This is a genomic window from Leptothrix mechoopdaensis (SeqCode) (assembly GCF_053893855.1).
Genome location: NZ_CM132699.1, coordinates 1,253,504 through 1,270,760, shown reverse-complemented (window position 1 = coordinate 1,270,760; position 17,257 = coordinate 1,253,504). Strand labels below are relative to the sequence as shown.

The 17,257-nt window shown below is 68.6% G+C and carries 17 protein-coding genes; 4 read left to right on the top strand and 13 right to left on the bottom strand.

Features of this window, described 5'->3' with window-relative positions:
* Nucleotides 1–4 precede the first annotated feature (4 nt).
* A complete protein-coding gene (locus ACWA7K_RS05755) occupies nt 5–1,771 on the bottom strand; it encodes an HDOD domain-containing protein (RefSeq protein WP_456166531.1) in 1,767 nt (588 codons plus the stop codon).
* Nucleotides 1,772–1,981: 210 nt separating this feature from the next.
* On the opposite strand from ACWA7K_RS05755, the gene trxA reads away from it, so the two are divergent.
* The 4 genes from trxA to ACWA7K_RS05735 all read left to right on the top strand — a co-directional run bounded on the left by trxA (nt 1,982) and on the right by ACWA7K_RS05735 (nt 6,017).
* Nucleotides 1,982–2,311 (top strand): thioredoxin TrxA, encoded by a 330-nt coding sequence (trxA, locus tag ACWA7K_RS05750; RefSeq protein ID WP_456166529.1) that lies wholly within the window; start codon nt 1,982–1,984, stop codon nt 2,309–2,311.
* Nucleotides 2,312–2,546: 235 nt separating this feature from the next.
* Nucleotides 2,547–3,809 (top strand): transcription termination factor Rho, encoded by a 1,263-nt coding sequence (rho, locus tag ACWA7K_RS05745; protein ID WP_456166527.1) that lies wholly within the window; start codon nt 2,547–2,549, stop codon nt 3,807–3,809.
* Nucleotides 3,810–3,898: 89 nt separating this feature from the next.
* Nucleotides 3,899–4,156: a type B 50S ribosomal protein L31 gene (locus ACWA7K_RS05740; RefSeq protein ID WP_456166525.1), complete on the top strand. Its 258-nt coding sequence runs from the start codon at nt 3,899–3,901 to the stop codon at nt 4,154–4,156.
* Between the two features lie 106 nt (nt 4,157–4,262).
* Nucleotides 4,263–6,017, top strand: coding sequence for an ArnT family glycosyltransferase (locus ACWA7K_RS05735; protein ID WP_456166523.1), 1,755 nt, complete (start codon nt 4,263–4,265; stop codon nt 6,015–6,017).
* A gap of 28 nt (nt 6,018–6,045) precedes the next feature.
* On the opposite strand, the gene phoR is transcribed toward ACWA7K_RS05735, so the two are convergent.
* From phoR to ACWA7K_RS05675, 12 genes are all read right to left on the bottom strand, one after another.
* Complete coding sequence (phoR, locus tag ACWA7K_RS05730) at nt 6,046–7,407, bottom strand: phosphate regulon sensor histidine kinase PhoR (RefSeq protein WP_456166521.1); 1,362 nt, start codon at nt 7,405–7,407, stop codon at nt 6,046–6,048.
* Nucleotides 7,408–7,438: 31 nt separating this feature from the next.
* The gene (gene phoB / locus ACWA7K_RS05725) at nt 7,439–8,140 is read right to left on the bottom strand and encodes a phosphate regulon transcriptional regulator PhoB (protein ID WP_456166520.1); all 702 of its coding nucleotides are present in this window, start codon (nt 8,138–8,140) and stop codon (nt 7,439–7,441) included.
* A 22-nt stretch (nt 8,141–8,162) separates the two neighbouring features.
* Nucleotides 8,163–8,867, bottom strand: a complete 705-nt coding sequence (gene phoU / locus ACWA7K_RS05720) for a phosphate signaling complex protein PhoU (protein ID WP_456166518.1) — start codon at nt 8,865–8,867, stop codon at nt 8,163–8,165.
* A 21-nt stretch (nt 8,868–8,888) separates the two neighbouring features.
* A complete protein-coding gene (gene pstB, locus ACWA7K_RS05715; RefSeq protein WP_456166516.1) occupies nt 8,889–9,674 on the bottom strand; it encodes a phosphate ABC transporter ATP-binding protein PstB in 786 nt (261 codons plus the stop codon).
* Between the two features lie 26 nt (nt 9,675–9,700).
* Entirely contained in the window at nt 9,701–10,564 is an 864-nt protein-coding gene (pstA, locus tag ACWA7K_RS05710) for a phosphate ABC transporter permease PstA (RefSeq protein WP_456166514.1), read from the bottom strand.
* 2 nt (nt 10,565–10,566) lie between these two features.
* Nucleotides 10,567–11,544 (bottom strand): phosphate ABC transporter permease subunit PstC, encoded by a 978-nt coding sequence (gene pstC, locus ACWA7K_RS05705; RefSeq protein ID WP_456166512.1) that lies wholly within the window; start codon nt 11,542–11,544, stop codon nt 10,567–10,569.
* 138 nt (nt 11,545–11,682) lie between these two features.
* Nucleotides 11,683–12,732 (bottom strand): phosphate ABC transporter substrate-binding protein PstS, encoded by a 1,050-nt coding sequence (pstS, locus tag ACWA7K_RS05700; RefSeq protein ID WP_456166510.1) that lies wholly within the window; start codon nt 12,730–12,732, stop codon nt 11,683–11,685.
* A gap of 209 nt (nt 12,733–12,941) precedes the next feature.
* Nucleotides 12,942–14,276 carry a phosphoglucosamine mutase gene (glmM, locus tag ACWA7K_RS05695; protein WP_456166508.1) on the bottom strand — a complete coding sequence of 445 codons (1,335 nt, stop codon included), beginning with the start codon at nt 14,274–14,276 and terminating at the stop codon, nt 12,942–12,944.
* A 130-nt stretch (nt 14,277–14,406) separates the two neighbouring features.
* Nucleotides 14,407–15,174, bottom strand: a complete 768-nt coding sequence (gene folP, locus ACWA7K_RS05690; protein WP_456168693.1) for a dihydropteroate synthase — start codon at nt 15,172–15,174, stop codon at nt 14,407–14,409.
* Nucleotides 15,175–15,326: 152 nt separating this feature from the next.
* Complete coding sequence (locus tag ACWA7K_RS05685; RefSeq protein ID WP_456166506.1) at nt 15,327–15,533, bottom strand: zinc-finger domain-containing protein; 207 nt, start codon at nt 15,531–15,533, stop codon at nt 15,327–15,329.
* A gap of 34 nt (nt 15,534–15,567) precedes the next feature.
* The gene (locus tag ACWA7K_RS05680; protein ID WP_456166504.1) at nt 15,568–16,512 is read right to left on the bottom strand and encodes a branched-chain amino acid transaminase; all 945 of its coding nucleotides are present in this window, start codon (nt 16,510–16,512) and stop codon (nt 15,568–15,570) included.
* A gap of 31 nt (nt 16,513–16,543) precedes the next feature.
* A complete protein-coding gene (locus tag ACWA7K_RS05675) occupies nt 16,544–17,248 on the bottom strand; it encodes a sensor histidine kinase (RefSeq protein ID WP_456166502.1) in 705 nt (234 codons plus the stop codon).
* Nucleotides 17,249–17,257: the final 9 nt, after the last annotated feature.

The window sequence follows — 17,257 nt, the reverse complement described above, 5'->3', positions numbered from 1 at the left end:
GGGATCAGGCGGCCTTGACCTTCAGGTGCCGTGCGAGCTTGTCGCGTGCGTCGAGGTAGGCCTGCTTGAGCGAGTCGACGCTGACCCCCAGCGCGCGGGCGTAGCGGTTGGCGACCTGGGCCAGCGCACGGGGCTGTGCGGCGGCGGGCGCGTCGAAGGCCTGCAACGTCTCGTTGGCGCAACTCGACACCAGCCGCAGCCAGCCGTCGACGGTGTGCGGCGCGACGACGGTCTGGTGGGTCGGCAGCGGCAGCATCGTTTCCTGCACCGATTCGTCCAGGCCCCAGTGGCGCGCCAGCGCGTTGGCCATCGATTGCAGGTCCACACCGAGCACGGCCATCGCGGCGGCGTCCTCGGTCAGGCCGGGCGCGGGCGGCTCGCCCTCGCGCAGCGGCGGGCTGGGCTGCATCAGCTGGCGGATCTGCACCGCCTCGTCAGGGAAGTGGTAGTAGGTCACCAGCCGGCCGAGGTGCTGCAGTTGCGCGGCGATCAAGGCACCTTCGGCGTCCAGCCCGGCTGGCACGAGGACTTCCGCCAGGTGGCCGGCCATGCAGGCCCTGCGCATCGCCTTCTCGAGCCGTTCGGCGGCGCCGTCGCGCAGCGGTCCGGGCCACGCCCGCAAGGTGGATGCCGCGCGGCGCACGCCGGTCAGGCCGATCAGCTGGATGGCGCGGCGCACGGTGGTCACGCCGTCTTCGGCCATCAGGCCGATGCTGGCGGAGTTGACGCTGCGCAGCAGCTCGAAGGACAGCGCGAGGTCCTCCAGCACGACATCGGTCAGCTCGTCGAGCCGGCGGGTCTCCATGCGCGAGAGCTGCGCCACGCGCTGGGCCAGTCCGGGCAAGGCGGGCAGATGGCCGTTGACGCGCAGGCGGTCCAGCAGCAGCGCGAGCGGACCGCCGCGGTCCGAGCCTTCGACCTGACGCCAGCCCGACAGGGCACGCTCCAGGCTGCGGGCGCCCAGGTAGCGGCGGCGCTCGTGGCGATCGGTGGCCCGGTTGATGATGGCGCGCAGGGCGTCCGACACCGGCGCCGGCAAGGACCACGGCAGGCGCACGATGTCCTGGCCAAGACGGTTGACGGCGCTGGGCACGTCCGGCTCGTCGAGCGCAGGGGCATGCGCGATCCAGGCATAGAGCAGCAGGCCGATCGCCAGCACGTCGCGGTCGGAGGCCAGATGGCGACGGGTGGCGATCGGGTCTTCCGGATCGTCGGTGGTGGTGTCCGGAGACGGTGCCGTCCGCGAGCCGGGCATGCCGCTGCCCCAGACCTGCAGCCGGCCGTTGCGGCCGATGAAGAGCGTGTGCAGCCCGACATCGCCGTGGGCATAGCCGGCGTCGTGGAGATAGGCCAGACCTTCGAGCGCATCGATCGCCCAGCCGACCGTCTCGATCGGCGGGCCGGGCTTGCGCTGGCTGAGGTGCTGGGCGAGCGTCACGGCACCCTGCGGCTTGTCGCAGACGACGTAGGCGCGCCCGCCATGGGCGCCACTCTCGACCGACTGCAGCAGCCGCGGATGCTCCAGCCGCGCGGCGCGTCGCAGGTTGTCGACGGCGGCGGCGAGCTCGTGTCGATCGTCGATCGGGTGACGGGCGATCAGCAGCCAGACGTCCTGCTGGACGCGCGGATCGCGTGCCAGCCAGGCCATGCTGCGCGAGCTGCGCCCCATGAGTTCACGCAGTTCGAATCGCCCGAAGGTGCGCGCCAGCGCGGCGGCCGCGCGGGGCGGCGCGTCGGCAGAAGCGCGTGGGGCGGGGTTCGGTGGCGGCATGCGCGACGGTTCCTGGCTACGGATGACGAGATTCAACCGCCGACCCGTCAACGACCAAGACTGGAACAGCGCCTAAATTTGCGCCAGATCGTTTCCTGCCCACGTTCACGACCCAGGCGACAGCCCCATGCGCCGACGGCCCGGTCACGATCGTGCAAAAATCCGGGCTTCCGTCCGCTATCCCGCGCGGACTTCCTCTGCGGATGCCCCATGAGCAGCGATCTCATCAAACACGTTTCCGACGCGACCTTCGACGGCGATGTCGTCAAGAATGCCAAGCCCGTCCTGGTGGACTACTGGGCCGAATGGTGCGGCCCCTGCAAGATGATCGCGCCGGTCCTCGACGAGGTCGCCAAGGACTATGACGGTCGCCTGCAGATCGCCAAGATGAACGTTGACGAGAATCGCGAGATCCCGGCCCGCTTCGGCATCCGCGGCATCCCGACGCTGATGATCTTCAAGGACGGTCAACTCGCCGCCACCAAGGTCGGCGCCGTCTCGAAGGCCCAGTTGACGGCCTTCATCGACGCACACCTATAATCTTTCCCATCGGGCGTCGGAGTCATCCGCCGCCCGATCGTCCACCCGCCCGCACATGACGCGGGGCGACCCGGATCCGGGTCATCCGGTGGCCGATCGAACCTTATCCCTTGTTTCTCCTGATCCCGCTGCGGATCCTCGCGCGTCCCGTTCCGCCACCTGGCCGGACCGGTGTCACGACCCGCTCCGATCCGGCGCGGGATTTCTCCACACGCTGACTTCCGGGTTCAATCCCATGCACCTTTCCGAACTCAAGGCTCTGCACATCTCGGCGCTGGTCCAGATGGCCGAGACGTTGGAGATCGAGAACGCCAGCCGCCTGCGCAAGCAGGAACTGATGTTCGCGATCATGAAAAAGCGCGCCCGCCAGGGCGAGCAGATCTTCGGGGACGGCGTGCTGGAGGTTCTGCCCGACGGCTTCGGCTTCCTGCGCTCGCCGGACACGAGTTTCCTGGCCAGCACCGACGACATCTACCTGTCGCCGAGCCAGATCCGGCGTTTCAATCTCCACACCGGCGACATGATCGAAGGCGAGGTTCGTGTCCCCAAGGACGGCGAACGCTATTTCGCGCTGGTGAAGGTCGATCGGGTCAACGACCTGACGCCCGAGGAGAACAAGAACAAGATCATGTTCGAGAACCTCACGCCGCTGTTCCCCAAGGAACAGTTCCGGCTGGAGCGTGACGTGCGCGGTGAAGAGAACATCACCAGCCGCATCATCGACCTGATCGCCCCCATCGGCAAAGGCCAGCGCGCCCTGCTCGTCGCCCCGCCCAAGAGCGGCAAGACGGTCATGATGCAGCACCTGGCGCACTCGCTGGTGGCCAACCACCCGGACGTCCACCTGATCGTCCTGCTGGTCGACGAACGGCCCGAGGAAGTGACCGAGATGCAGCGCACCGTGCGCGGCGAGGTCATCAGCTCGACCTTCGACGAGCCTGCCGCCCGCCACGTGCAGGTCGCCGAGATGGTGATCGAGCGCGCCAAGCGCCTGGTCGAGCTGCGCAAGGACGTCGTGATCCTGCTGGACTCGATCACCCGACTGGCGCGTGCCTACAACAACGTCCTGCCCTCGTCCGGCAAGGTGCTGACCGGCGGTGTCGACGCCAATGCGCTGCAGCGCCCGAAGCGTTTCTTCGGTGCGGCCCGCAATGTCGAGGAAGGCGGCTCGCTGACCATCATCGGCACCGCGCTGGTCGACACCGGCAGTCGCATGGACGAGGTGATCTACGAAGAGTTCAAGGGCACCGGCAACAGCGAGATCCACCTCGACCGTCGGATGGCCGAGAAGCGCGTCTACCCGTCGATCCTGCTCAACAAGAGCGGCACGCGGCGCGAGGAACTGCTGCTCAAGCCGGAAATCCTGCAGAAGACCTGGATCCTGCGAAAGCTGCTCTACCCGATGGACGAGATCGAGGCGATGGAGTTCATCCTCGAGAAGATGAAGGCGACCAAGAGCAACGTCGACTTCTTCGACCTGATGCGGCGCGGCGGCTGAGGCCGGCACGCTATAATTTTTGTTTTTCCGCTGTCAGAAAGTGCGCTCGCATGGTGCGACGTGGCTGCTGGCACACAGCGAGGTTCCCCATGAAAGACGGCATCCACCCGAACTACCGCGACGTCTGCTTCGTCGACCTGTCCAACGGCTTCAAGTTCGTGACCCGCTCCTGCGCCCCGACGCGCGAGAACATCAAGATGGAAGACGGCCGCGAGCTGCCGCTGTTCAAGCTGGAAACCACCAGCGAGACCCATCCGTTCTACACCGGCCAGCAGAAGAGCGTCGACAACCTCGGTGGTCGCGTCGAGAAGTTCCGCAACAAGTTCAAGGTCGGCATCAAGCGCTGACCCGGAGCCCGCTCCGGAACGATCGAAGGCAGCCTCGGCTGCCTTTTTTCATGGCCGGACCGGAAGCTGCAAGAATCCTTCGCCGCCTTCAGGTGCCCGCCTCAACGTGAACACGCCCAACCCCGCTCTCGTGACCCAACGGGCCGTCCAGGCCCTGCCCCGGCTGGCGCTGTGGCTGCTCTGTGCTGCCTATGTCCTGCCCGGCATCTTCGGGCGCGACCCGTGGAAGAACGCCGACGTGATGGCGGTCGGCTACATGATGTCGCTGCACCAGGGCGACGCGGGCTGGCTGCACCCGATGCTGGCCGGCGTGGGCAGCACCGGCAGCCTGCTGCCCTACTGGATCGGCGCCGGCGCGATGCAGCTGTTCGGCGGCTGGCTCGATCTGACCGTGGCGGCCCGCCTGCCCTTCGCGCTGATGCTGGCCGGAACGCTCGCGCTGGTCTGGTATGCGACGCTGAACCTGGCGCGCACCGAAGCAGCCCAGCCGCTCGCGTTCGCGTTCGGCGGCGAGGCGTCCCCGATCGACTATTCGCGCGCCATCGCCGACGGCTCGGTGCTGGCGCTGATCTCGGCACTCGGCCTGCTGCAGCTCGGTCACGAGACCACGCCGGAGCTGACGCAGCTGCTGTCGACCACGCTCTACCTCTACGGTCTGGCCGCCGGCCCGTATCGACCCGGACGCAGCCGGCTGGCGCTGCTGCTGGCCCTGCCGGCCCTGGCGGCCAGTGGTGCGGCCACCACGGCGCTGCTGCTGGCGTTGGCCGGGCTGTGGATCTGCCTGGCTTCGCACGACGCGGCGATGCGCCGTCTGGCCGGCTGGATCGTGGCCTCCGGCGCCGGCTCGGCCCTGATCGCCTGGGCGCTGGACGCCTGGGTCTGGCGCGTCGCCGCTGCCGTCGATCCGGCCGGCGTCCTGCGGGTCTTGGCCTGGTTCACCTGGCCGGTCTGGCCGATGGCGCTGTGGACGCTCTGGCAATGGCGCCGTCAGGTGCTGCGGCGTCACGTCGCGGCACCGCTCGCGGTGGCTGGCGTGGCGGTGGCCGTCAGCGTGGCGATGGGAGGTTCCGATCGCGCGCTGATGCTGGCGCTGCCGGCGCTGTCGGTGCTGGCCGCCTTCGCGCTGCCGACGCTGAGACGCAGCGTGAGCGCGGCGATCGACTGGTTCTCGGTCTTCTTCTTCAGCGCCTGCGCGATCGCGATCTGGGTCATCTACGCGGCGATGCAGACCGGCGTGCCGCCCAAGATCGCCGCCAACGTCGCACGGCTGGCGCCAGGCTTCGAGCCGAGCGGGCATCCGGTGCAGATGCTGCTCGCGCTGGCCGCGACGCTGGCCTGGCTGTGGCTGGTGCGTTGGCGCACCGGGCGCCACCGCCATGCGCTCTGGAAGAGCCTCGTGCTGCCGGCCGGCGGCGTGGCGCTGTGCTGGCTGTTGCTGATGACGCTGTGGCTGCCGCTGCTGGACTACGCCCGCAGCTACCGGCCGATGATGCAGCGCCTGGCCACCGTCGTGCCGCCCAAGGCCTGCCTGCTGCACCGCGGGCTGAGCCTGCCGCAGGTCGCCGCGATCCTGGTGCACAGCCAGCACCGCGTCGAGGTGCTGCCCGCCGATGCCCGCCTCGACCGCGCGGCGCCCGACATCGACCGGGCCCCCGAGGCCGTCGATCCGCCGGACGACGAGGAGCCGTCGGATACCGCGCTGGACCCGACGGCCTGCAACTGGCTGCTGGTGTCGTGGGATGACCGGACCCGCCCGGGCGCAGCAGCGCCGGCACTGCCGGGCTGGCGTTATGTCGACAAGGTGCGCCGCCCGACCGATCGCAACGAGGCGATCCTGGTCTACCGGCGCCGCGCGCGCTGAGGCATCTGAACAGGCGCTCGCCGCCCGGTCAGGCGACCGAATCCTGCAGCGTCGTCAGCGTCTGCTCGCGGATGCGCGCGGCCGGCAGGACCAGCCGGAAGCAGGAGCCGACACCCGGTTCGCTCTCGACCTCGATGGCGCCGCCGTGCCGCTGAACCACGTGCTTGACGATCGACAGGCCCAGGCCCGTGCCACCGCTCTCGCGTGAACGGCTGCCGTCGACCCGGTAGAAGCGTTCGGTCAGGCGCGGGATGTGCTCGCGGGCGATGCCGATGCCGGAATCGCGGACCTCGAACACGCCATCGCCGTTGTCGCGCCGCTTCCAGGTCAGCGTGATGCGTCCGCCTTCGGGGGTGTAGCGCACCGCGTTGCTGCACAGGTTCGTGAAGGCCGACAGCAGCTCGCTGGCGTTGCCGGCCAGCGCCAGCCGAAGGTGACCGTGAGACGTCGCGTCGAACCGCACGTCCAGCGGATGACGACCGTTCGACAGGCCTCGGGTGTCGGCCTCGACCTGGCGCAGCAGGTCGGCCAGGTCGACCCAGCGGTCGACCGGCGGGCGCGGGCTGCCCTCCAGCTGCGCGAGCGTCAGCAGGTCGCCCACCAGCAGCTGCATGCGCTGGGTCTGCTGGGTCATCAGACCGAGCACGTGGCGCCGTTCGGCTTCACCCAGCGGCAGGTTCACCAGCGTCTCGACAAAGCCCGACAGCACCGTCAGCGGCGTGCGGATCTCGTGCGAGACGTTGGCCACGAAGTCGCGCCGCATCGCGTCGGCGCGCAGCCGCTCGGTCACGTCGCTGGAGATGACGAGCTTGAGCCCGTCGCCATAGCGTCGCAGCAGCACCATCAGCGTCAGGTCGCGGCCGTAGTTCACCACCGTGACCGGCTCGGCGTAGTCACCCGACTGCAGGTGCCCGACGAAGCTCGGCGAGCGCACGAGGTTGGTGATGCGCTGGCCCTGGTCACGCTGCGGATCAAGTCCGAAGTGGTCGGCCGAGGCCGAGTTCATCCAGCTGATCTGCTCGTCCGCATCCAGCAGCAGCACGCCATTGGGCGAAGCCTCGATGGCCGACAGGAACTGCGTCAGCTGACGTTTCTCCTGCGCCAGCAGCCGGTCGCGCGACTGCAGCGCGCGCTCGATGTAGTACGCCAGTTCGCCCCACAGCTCGCCGCCACGCGGGGCCGAGCCGATGCTCGGGTCGCGCAGCCAGCGCAGCACGCGGTAGGCGCGCAGCACGTCGCGCGCGCTGCCCAGCGCGATACCGAGCGCCGCGCCGATCCAGGCACCGATCTCCAGCCGGTTGAAGAAGGACTCACCCAGCCAGCCGCCAAGCGCCGCGACGACGCTCATCCAGGTGACCAGCCACAGCCAGCGGCCGAACAAGGCGCTCATCGATCGCGCCCTTCCCCGATCGATCCAGCCATCAGCTGGCCGTCGCGGCGGCCCGCGTCAGGCGGTAACCCGCGCCGCGCACCGTCTCGACCATGTGCGCGCACTGGCCCGGCGCCAGCGCCTCGCGCAGCCGCTTGACGTGGACGTCGACCGTGCGTTCCTCGATGAAGACATGGTCGCCCCAGACCCGGTCGAGCAGCTGCGCCCGGCTGTGCACACGCTCCGGGTGGGTCATCAGGAAATGCAGCAGGCGGAACTCGGTCGGGCCGAGCTTGATCTCCTGACCGCCCTGCCCCGACACGCGCCGGGTCGACGGATCAAGCCGCAGCGAGCCGACTTCGACGGCGGTGTCCAGCGCCTCGGGCAGACGGCGCCGCAGCACGGCGCGGATGCGCGCCAGCAGCTCACCGGTCGAGAACGGCTTGGTCAGGTAGTCATCGGCACCGGCGTCCAGGCCCTGCACCTTGTCGGCTTCCTCGGCCCGCGCGGTCAGCAGGATGATCGGCAGCTCGCGGGTGCGGGCGCTGGCGCGCCAGCTGCGGGCCAGCGCGACACCGGACTGGCCCGGCAGCATCCAGTCCAGCAGCGCGACATCGGGCAGCACGGCATCGACTGCCGCCTGGGCCTGTTCGGCGCTGGCGGCCAGCGTCACCTCGTAACCCGCGTGGCGCAGGTTGATCGCCACCAGCTCGGCGATCGCGGCCTCGTCTTCGACAACCAGAACTCGGCTCATGGAAAGTGGCTCCGCAGCGCGTTCAGCGCACCACCGACTCGACGACGTCGAGCGGGTTGTGGCGCACGTCCGTGCCCTTGACGATGTAGATGATCTGCTCGGCCAGGTTCTTGGCGTGGTCGCCGACGCGCTCGATGGCCTTGGCCACGAACACCAGGTCGATCGACGCCGAGATCGTGCGCGGGTCTTCCATCATGTAGGTGATCAGCTTGCGCATCAGGCCGTCGAACTCGGCGTCGATCTCGTTGTCCTGCTTGATGACCTCCAGCGCCTGCTGGGCGTCCAGCCGGGCGAAGGCGTCGAGCGCCTTGCGCAGCGAGGCGGTGGCCAGTTGCGACTCGAAGGACACGTCGCCGACCGGCAGGCGCAGCCGGCTCGACACGCCGGTGTTGACCAGGCGCTGGACCGTGCGGGCGATGCGCGCGGCCTCGTCGCCGACACGCTCCAGATTGCCGATGGTCTTGGAGACGGCGATCAGCAGGCGCAGGTCACGGGCGGTCGGCTGGCGCCGGGCGATGATGGTCGACAGGTCGCGGTCGATCTCGACCTCGAGCTGGTTGACGCGCTCTTCGGTCGCCACGACCTGCTCGGCCACTTCGCTGCTGAAGTTCGACAGCGCCCAGACGGCCTGCACGACCTGGGATTCGACCAGGCCGCCCATCTCGAGCACGCGGGTCGAGATCGAGCTGAGTTCGGCGTCGAACTGGCTGGAGAGATGCTTTTCCATGTGCGGTAGTCCCTGCTCAGGTCAGCCGAAACGGCCGGTGATGTAGTCCTCGGTCTCGCGACGCTTGGGCTGCATGAAGATGTCCTTGGTCGCGCCGAACTCCACCAGGTCACCCAGGTACATGTAGGCGGTGTAGTCCGAGCTGCGCGCGGCCTGCTGCATGTTGTGGGTCACGATGACGACGGTGTAGTCGCCCTTGAGCTCGTCGATCAGTTCCTCGATCTTGCCCGTGCTGATCGGGTCCAGCGCCGAGCAGGGCTCGTCGAGCAGCAGCACCTCGGGCTTGATCGCGATGCCGCGCGCGATGCACAGGCGCTGCTGCTGGCCGCCCGAGAGGCCCGAACCGCTCTTGTCGAGCTTGTCCTTGACCTCGTTCCACAGCGCGGCCTTCTTCAGCGCCCATTCGACCCGCTCGTCCATCTCGACCCGCGGCAGGTTCTCGAACAGCTTCACGCCGAAGGCGATGTTGTCGTAGATCGACATCGGGAACGGCGTGGGCTTCTGGAACACCATGCCGACGCGGGCGCGGATCAGCGAGACGTCGTCCTTGGAGGTCAGGATGTTCTCGCCGTCGAGCAGGATCTCGCCCTCGGCGCGCTGCTCGGGGTAGAGCTCGAACATGCGGTTGAAGGTGCGCAGCAGCGTCGACTTGCCGCAGCCGGAAGGCCCGATGAAGGCGGTGACCTTCTTCTCGGGGATCTCCATGTTGATGTTCTTCAGGGCGTGGAAGTGCCCGTAGAAGAAGTTCAGATTGCGCACCGACAGCTTGGTCTTGGCGGTCACGCTGTTGTCAACCTTGGCGTCCATGTGGTGGATCTCCGTCCTGGATGCGTTCAGTGCTTGTCGCGCAGGAACACGCGGGCAACGATGTTGAGGGCGAGCACGCCCACGGTGATCAGGAAGACGCCGGCCCAGGCCAGCTTCTGCCAGTTCTCGTAGGGGCTCATCGCGAACTTGAAGATGGTCACCGGCAGGCTGGCCATCGGCTCGCCGAGGCTGGCGGTCCAGAACTGGTTGGACAGCGCGGTGAACAGCAGCGGCGCGGTCTCGCCGGAGATGCGGGCGATCGCCAGCAGCACGCCGGTGATGACGCCGGCACGGGCCGACTTCAGCGTGATCGACAGGATCACCTTCCACTTCGGAGTGCCCAGCGCATAGGCCGCCTCGCGCAGCGCGTTCGGGATCAGGCTGAGCATGTTCTCGGTCGTGCGGATCACCACCGGCACGACGATCAGCGCCAGCGCCAGCACGCCGGCGAAGCCCGAGAAGCTCTTGAAGCGCGCGACCCACACGGCGTAGATGAACAGGCCGATGACGATCGACGGCGCCGACAGCAGGATGTCGTTGATGAAGCGCGTGGTCCGGCCGAGCCAGGTGTCGACGCCGTATTCGGCCAGGTAGATGCCGGCCAGAATGCCCACCGGCGTGCCGACCAGCGTGGCCAGCGTGACCATCAGCAGGCTGCCGAAGATCGCGTTGGCAAGACCGCCGGTCTCGGCCTGCGGCGGCGGCGTCATCTCGGTGAACAGCGACAGCGACAGGCCGCCGATGCCCAGCGAGATGGTCTCGAACAGGATCCACATCAGCCAGAAGATGCCGAAGGCCATCGCCGACATCGACAGCGTCAGCGCGACCTGGTTGACGACCTTGCGGCGGCGATGCCGCGACAGGCGGGTGGCGTGCAGTGCTGCGTCCATGATCAGCGTCCCTCGCCCTTCTTCAGTTGCGCCAGCAGGACCTTGGACAGGCTCAGCACCACGAAGGTGATGAAGAACAGGACCAGTCCCAGGTAGATCAGCGAGGCCTGGTGCAGGCCCTCGGCGGCTTCGGCGAACTCGTTGGCGAGCGCCGAGGTGATGCTGTTGGCGGCCTCGAAGACCGACAGCGTATCGAGCTGGTTCATGTTGCCGATCACGAAGGTGACGGCCATCGTCTCGCCGAGCGCGCGGCCCAGGCCGAGCATGATCCCGCCGATGACGCCGGTCTTGGTGTAGGGCAGCACGACCTTGGAGACGACCTCCCAGGTGGTCGAGCCCAGACCGTAGGCCGATTCCTTGAGCATCGGCGGCGTGACCTCGAAGACGTCGCGCATCACCGAGGCGATGAACGGGATGATCATGATCGCCAGGATCACGCCGGCCGAGAAGATGCCGATGCCCACCGGCGGGCCGCTGAACAGCGAGCCGATGAAGGGCACGCCCTGGGTCAGCGCCTGCAGCGGCTGCTGCACGTAGGTGGCCAGCACCGGGCCGAAGATCAGCAGGCCCCACATGCCGTAGACGATCGACGGCACGGCCGCCAGCAGCTCGACGGCGATGCCCAGCGGGCGCTTGAGCCAGCCCGGCGACAGCTCGGTCAGGAACAGCGCGATGCCGAAGCTCACCGGCACCGCGATCAGCAGCGCGATGAACGAGGTCATCAGCGTGCCGTAGATCATCACCAGGCCGCCGTAGCGGTTCTGGACCGGGTCCCACTCGGCCGTCCACAGGAAGGACAGGCCGTACTCGCGGATGGCCGGCATCGCGCCGAACACCAGCGAACCGAGGATGCCCGCCAGCAGCGCCAGCGTCAGCCAGGCAGCGCCCTGGGCCAGCCAGGCGAAGACGGCATCGGCCCAACGCAGGCGGTTGACGGGGCGCGGCGCGGGCGCCCCGGAAGTCACGTGGTCTGTGGTCATGTTCGGCAAGGACGCGGCGGGTAGGGTGGCAGCCACGGGACCTCCGGAATCACGGCAAGTCGAAAGGCCCGGCGGCGCGGCATCTTGCCTTGCGACCGCCGGGCCGGGAAGAGCAATGTCAGCGAGGCTGACCGCCGATCACTTGTAGGCGACGGCGCTGCCGTCGGCACCCTTGATCGCGCCCCACTGCTTGCGAACCAGCGCCTTCAGCGTGTCGGGCAGCGCGACGTACTCGAGCTCGCTGGCCATCTTGTCGCCGTTGGCGTAGGCCCACTCGAAGAACTTCAGCGCGGTGCTGGCCTGGGCCGGCTTGTCCTGCTTGGCATGCATCAGGATGAAGGTGGCGCCAGTCAGCGGCCAGCTGTCCTTGCCCGGCTGTTCGGTCAGCACCTGGTAGAACGTCTTGTTCCAGTCGGCACCGGCAGCGGCGGCCTTGAAGTTCTCGTCGTCCGGCGAGACGTAGACGCCGGCAGCGTTCTTCAGCTGCACGAAGGACATCTTGTTCTGCTTGGCGTAGGCGTACTCGACGTAGCCGATCGAGTTCGGCAGGCGCTGCACGAAGGCCGACACGCCCTCGTTGCCCTTGCCGCCCGCACCGGTCGGCCAGTTCACGGCGGTGCCCTCACCGACCTTGGACTTCCACTCGGCGTTCACCTTCGACAGGTAGTTCGTGAAGATGAAGCTGGTGCCCGAACCGTCGGCGCGGCGCACGACCGAGATCGCGGCATCCGGCAGCGGCACGCCGGCGTTCAGGTCGGCGATCGCCTTGTCGTTCCACTTGGTGACCTTGCCCAGGTAGATGTCACCCAGCACGGCGCCGGTGAGCTTGATCTGGCCCGGCTGGATGCCCTTGATGTTGACCACCGGCACGACACCGCCGATGACGGTCGGGAACTGGATCAGGCCGTCCTTGGCCAGTTCCTCGTCGGTCAGCGGCGCATCGGAGGCGCCGAAGTCGACCGTCTTGCCCTTGATCTGGCGGATGCCGGCGCCCGAGCCGACCGACTGGTAGTTGATGCGCGCGCCGGTCGCCTTGTTGTAGGCGTCGGCCCACTTGGCGTAGATCGGCGCGGGGAAGGAAGCGCCGGCGCCGGTGACGTCCTGGGCGGCGGCCGAACCGGCGGCACCGAACAGGGCCAGGGCGGTCAGGCTGGAAGCCAGACCGGAGAGCCAGGTGAAGTTCTTCATGTCGATCGACCTTTCAAGTCCCAGGCGCAGGTTGCGCCGATGACGGGACTTTAGAAAGGCTCTGTGACGGTCATGTGACATCCACCGTCACACGATCCGTCACACAGGCGGAAGAACAGCACGAAGCGGGGGCCGTGCGGGCCCTTGCCTGTCACATTTGCCGGATCAATCGTCACGAAGCCGTCATGCCCGGGCGGGCACGACCGGCTTCAGGCGGCGACCGCCGCAGCGGCCAGGCGGTCGGCGCAGGCCTTGGCGACGCGGGCGTCCTGGGCCTCGACCATCACGCGCAGCACCGGCTCGGTGCCGGAGGCGCGGATCAGCACGCGGCCGGTCTGACCCAGCTCGCGGCCGATGGCGGCCTGTTCCTCGGCCAGCACGGAGTTGGTCTTCCAGTCGCTGCCGGCGGCCAGGCGCACGTTGATCAGCGTCTGCGGGAACAGCTCGACGCCTTCCAGCAGCTCGGCGATCGAGCGGCCGTTGCGCTGCTGGGCCTGCAGCACCTGCAGCGCGCTGACGATGCCGTCGCCGGTGGTGTGCTTGTCCAGCGCCAGCAGGTGGCCGGAGCCCTCGCCGCCCAGCTGCCAGCCGTGGCGGACCAGTTCCTCCAGCACGTAGCGGTCGCCGACCTTGGCGCGCACGAAGTCGACGCCGCGGCGGCCGAGCGCCAGCTCGACGGCCATGTTGGTCATCAGCGTGCCGACCGCGCCGCGCACCGGCTCGCCCTGCGCCAGGCGGTCGGCCACCATCACGTAGAGCAGCTCGTCGCCGTTGTAGAGGCGGCCGGAGCGGTCGACCAGCTGCAGCCGGTCGGCGTCGCCGTCCAGCGCGATGCCGTAGTCGGCGCCGTGCTGCGCCACCGCCGCCACCAGCGCCTCGGGCGAGGTCGCACCCACGCCGTCGTTGATGTTGATGCCGTCGGGCTCGCAGCCGATCCGGATGACATCGGCGCCGAGCTCGTGGAAGACGTCCGGGGCGACGTGGTAGGCCGCGCCGTGGGCCGCGTCGACGACGATCTTCAGGCCCTTCAGCGACAGCTCGTTCGAGAAGGTCGACTTGCAGAACTCGACGTAGCGGCCCGGCGCATCCGACAGCCGGCGGGCCTTGCCGATGCGCGACGAGTCGGCCCATTGCGGCGGCGTGTCGATGGCGGCCTCGACCTCCAGCTCCCAGGCGTCCGACAGCTTCTCGCCGCGGGCCGAGAAGAACTTGATGCCGTTGTCCATGTAGGGGTTGTGCGACGCGCTGATGACCACGCCCAGGCTCAGGCGCAGCGCCCGGGTCAGGTAGGCCACGGCCGGCGTCGGCAGCGGGCCGGTCAGCACGACGTCGACACCGGCCGAGTTCAGGCCCGCCTCCAGTGCCGACTCCAGCATGTAGCCGGAGATGCGGGTGTCCTTGCCGATCAGCACGACCGGGCGCTCGTGCGTGCCCCGCAGCACGCGGCCCACGGCATGGCCCAGGCGCAGCACGAAGTCGGGGGTGATGGGCGAGACGCCCACTTCGCCGCGGATGCCGTCGGTGCCGAAATACTTTCTGCTCATGTCTGCTCGCTGGGTCGTGGGCGGTGTCCGTGCCGGAGGTCGGCGACACCGCGAATGGGGGGGTGGCTCGCCACCCGATGATCAGGCCGTCGGCCCGTCAGGCTGCCAGCCTAGGTCAAGCTCAGGCCGGTCACAAGCCGGCGGCCCGCCAGATGGCCAGTGCATCGACGGTTGCCGCCACATCGTGCACACGAATCACCCGGGCACCATGTTGCACCGCAGCCAAGGCGGCCGCGACGCTGCCGTGCACACGTTCGGCGACCGGCCGGCCGGTGACCGCACCGACCGAGGACTTGCGCGACCAGCCCGCCAGCACCGGATAGCCGAGTGCCAACAATGCACGCTGGCCGGGCAGCAACGCGAAGTTCTGTTCGACGGTCTTGCCGAAGCCGATGCCCGGATCGAGCGTGATGCGCGCCGCGCCGATGCCGGCCGCCACGCAGGCATCGGCACGCGCCTTCAGGAACGCGGCCACCTCGGCGACGACGTCCTGGTAGTGCGGCGCCGCCTGCATCGAACGCGGTTCGCCCTGCATGTGCATCAGGCAGACGCCACAACGCGGATGCGCCGCCACCAGCGCCAGCGCGCCGGGTTCCTGCAGCGCCCGGATGTCATTGACGATGTCGGCGCCCAGGTCGAGCGCGGCGCGCATCACCTCGGGCTTGCAGGTGTCGACCGAGACCGGCACGCCCAGCGTCAACGCGCCCTGGAGCACCGGCAGCACCCGCGCAAGTTCGTCGTCGATGCCGACCGCCGGAGCGCCCGGACGGCTCGATTCGCCGCCGATGTCGAGGATCTCCGCGCCCTCGCGCAGCAGCTGTTCGGCATGGGCCAGCGCCTCGGCCGCGCCACGTCCGCCGTCGGAGAAGGAATCGGGCGTGACGTTGACGATGCCCATCACGCGCGGACGGCTCAGGTCGATGTCATGCCGGGTGGTCTGCCAGAGGGTCACGGGCGGTTCATCCTTCGGGTTGCGGATGGATACAAGGCCGGAAACGACTGCGGGACGGCTCAGCCGTCCCGCAGGTGTCTTCCAGGGTCGACGACGACTCAGTGGTGCGCGTGGACTTTCTCGCCGGCCTTCAGGCGGTAGACCGTGCCGCAGTACGGGCACTTGCCTTCGCCGTTCTTGACGACGTCGATGTAGACCTTCGGGTGGTTGCTCCAGAGTTCCTGCTTCGGGTTCGGGCAGGCCACCACGCCGGGACCTTGCAGGTCGGCGGCGACGACTTCGACGACGGCTTTCGGGGTGCTCATGGGTGCGTTCGCTCCAGGGTGTCGATGCGGCGGCTCAGACCAGGGTCAGCCACTCGGCGTACTTCGGGTTGCGGCCGTTGACGATGTCGAAGAAGGCCGACTGGATCTTCTCGGTGATCGGGCCGCGCGAGCCCCCATCGCCCCGGTTGCCGATCTCGATGCGGTCGAGCTCGCGGATCGGTGTCACCTCGGCGGCCGTGCCGGTGAAGAAGGCCTCGTCGCAGATGTAGACCTCGTCGCGGGTGATGCGCTTCTGCACGATCTCCAGGCCCAGGTCCTTGGCGATGTGGAAGATGGTGTTGCGGGTGATGCCGTTGAGCGCGCCGGCCGACAGGTCGGGCGTGTAGATCACGCCGTTCTTGATGATGAACAGGTTCTCGCCCGCGCCTTCGCTGACGAAGCCGGCCGAGTCCAGCAGCAGGGCCTCGTCATAGCCCTCGTCGACCGCTTCCATGTTGGCGAGGATCGAGTTGGTGTAGTTGCTGACCGCCTTGGCCTGCGTCATCGTGATGTTGACGTGGTGGCGGGTGTAGCTCGACGTCTTGACGCGGATGCCGCGCTTCAGGCCTTCCTCGCCGAGGTAGGCGCCCCAGGTCCAGGCCGCGACCATCAGGTGGATGGTGTTGCCGCGCGGGCTGACGCCGAGCTTCTCGGAGCCGATCCACGTCAGCGGGCGGATGTAGCCGCTCTCCAGGCCGTTCTCGCGCACGACGGCGCGTTGCGCCTCGCTGACCTGTTCCTGCGTGAACGGGATCTTCATGCGCAGGATCTTGGCGCTGTTGAACAGGCGCTCGGTGTGCTCGCGCAGGCGGAAGATCGCCGTGCCGTTGGCCGTCTTGTAGGCGCGCACGCCCTCGAAGGCGCCGCAGCCGTAGTGCAGCGTGTGGCTGAGCACGTGGATCTTGGCGTCGCGCCAGTCCACCATCTCGCCGTCCATCCAGATCTTTCCGTCTCGGTCGTGCATCGACATGGGTTGCATCCTCTTTCGGGGCCGCGATTGTAAGACGGGCTCAGGCGCCGGCCGACAGCGGCAGGACCACCGTGAAGACGGTGCCGCGCCCCGGCGTCGAGCGCCAGGCCAGGCCCAGGCCCATCGCGTCGACCATCTGCCGGACGATGCTCAGCCCCAGGCCGACACCGCGCCGCGCCTCGCCCGGCTGCCGCACCGCCGCCGTGCCGCGACGACCCGGCTGGAACAGGTGTTCGGCATCTTCCTCGCTGAGGCCGACACCGCTGTCCCAGACCTGCAGCAGGACCTGTCGGCCGCGCCGCCGTGCCGATACCAGCACGCCGCCATCGTCGGTGTAGCGAACGGCGTTGCCGACCAGGTTGCGCAGCACGCGTTCGAGCAGGCGCGGATCGGCGTCGACCCGCAGATGGCCACCGCGCCAGCGCAGGTCCAGGCCGCGGTCGAAGGCCATCGGCTGCAGCAGCGGCTGCAGGCGCTGGTAGAGCTCGCCCAGCCGCAGCGGCACGCTTTGCGCCTGCAACGCGCCGGTGGCGCCGCGACTGAAGTCAAGCAGGTCGTCGATCTGGTGTTCCAGCGCCGCCAGCGTCGCACCCAGTTGGCCGACGATGCCGGCGCTGGTGGCGTCCAGCGGTCGGGCGCGCAGGGCATGCACCAGCAGGCCGATCGCGTGCATCGGCTGGCGCAGGTCGTGGCTGGCCGCCGCGACGGCCTGGACGATCGCCCGGGACGATGCTTCGGAGGTCATGTGTCCACC

Bases quoted from the DNA above. Each gene is read 5' to 3' on its own strand.
- phoR (WP_456166521.1), bottom strand. From the start codon at position 7,407: ATGAGCGCCTTGTTCGGCCGCTGGCTGTGGCTGGTCACCTGGATGAGC.
- glmM (WP_456166508.1), bottom strand. From the start codon at position 14,276: ATGAGCAGAAAGTATTTCGGCACCGACGGCATCCGCGGCGAAGTGGGC.
- ACWA7K_RS05675 (WP_456166502.1), bottom strand. From the start codon at position 17,248: ATGACCTCCGAAGCATCGTCCCGGGCGATCGTCCAGGCCGTCGCGGCG.
- ACWA7K_RS05685 (WP_456166506.1), bottom strand. From the start codon at position 15,533: ATGAGCACCCCGAAAGCCGTCGTCGAAGTCGTCGCCGCCGACCTGCAA.
- rho (WP_456166527.1), top strand. From the start codon at position 2,547: ATGCACCTTTCCGAACTCAAGGCTCTGCACATCTCGGCGCTGGTCCAG.
- ACWA7K_RS05740 (WP_456166525.1), top strand. From the start codon at position 3,899: ATGAAAGACGGCATCCACCCGAACTACCGCGACGTCTGCTTCGTCGAC.
- phoB (WP_456166520.1), bottom strand. From the start codon at position 8,140: ATGAGCCGAGTTCTGGTTGTCGAAGACGAGGCCGCGATCGCCGAGCTG.
- pstB (WP_456166516.1), bottom strand. From the start codon at position 9,674: ATGGACGCCAAGGTTGACAACAGCGTGACCGCCAAGACCAAGCTGTCG.
- trxA (WP_456166529.1), top strand. From the start codon at position 1,982: ATGAGCAGCGATCTCATCAAACACGTTTCCGACGCGACCTTCGACGGC.
- ACWA7K_RS05755 (WP_456166531.1), bottom strand. From the start codon at position 1,771: ATGCCGCCACCGAACCCCGCCCCACGCGCTTCTGCCGACGCGCCGCCC.
- ACWA7K_RS05680 (WP_456166504.1), bottom strand. From the start codon at position 16,512: ATGCAACCCATGTCGATGCACGACCGAGACGGAAAGATCTGGATGGAC.
- phoU (WP_456166518.1), bottom strand. From the start codon at position 8,867: ATGGAAAAGCATCTCTCCAGCCAGTTCGACGCCGAACTCAGCTCGATC.
- pstS (WP_456166510.1), bottom strand. From the start codon at position 12,732: ATGAAGAACTTCACCTGGCTCTCCGGTCTGGCTTCCAGCCTGACCGCC.
- pstC (WP_456166512.1), bottom strand. From the start codon at position 11,544: ATGACCACAGACCACGTGACTTCCGGGGCGCCCGCGCCGCGCCCCGTC.
- folP (WP_456168693.1), bottom strand. From the start codon at position 15,174: ATGGGCATCGTCAACGTCACGCCCGATTCCTTCTCCGACGGCGGACGT.
- pstA (WP_456166514.1), bottom strand. From the start codon at position 10,564: ATGGACGCAGCACTGCACGCCACCCGCCTGTCGCGGCATCGCCGCCGC.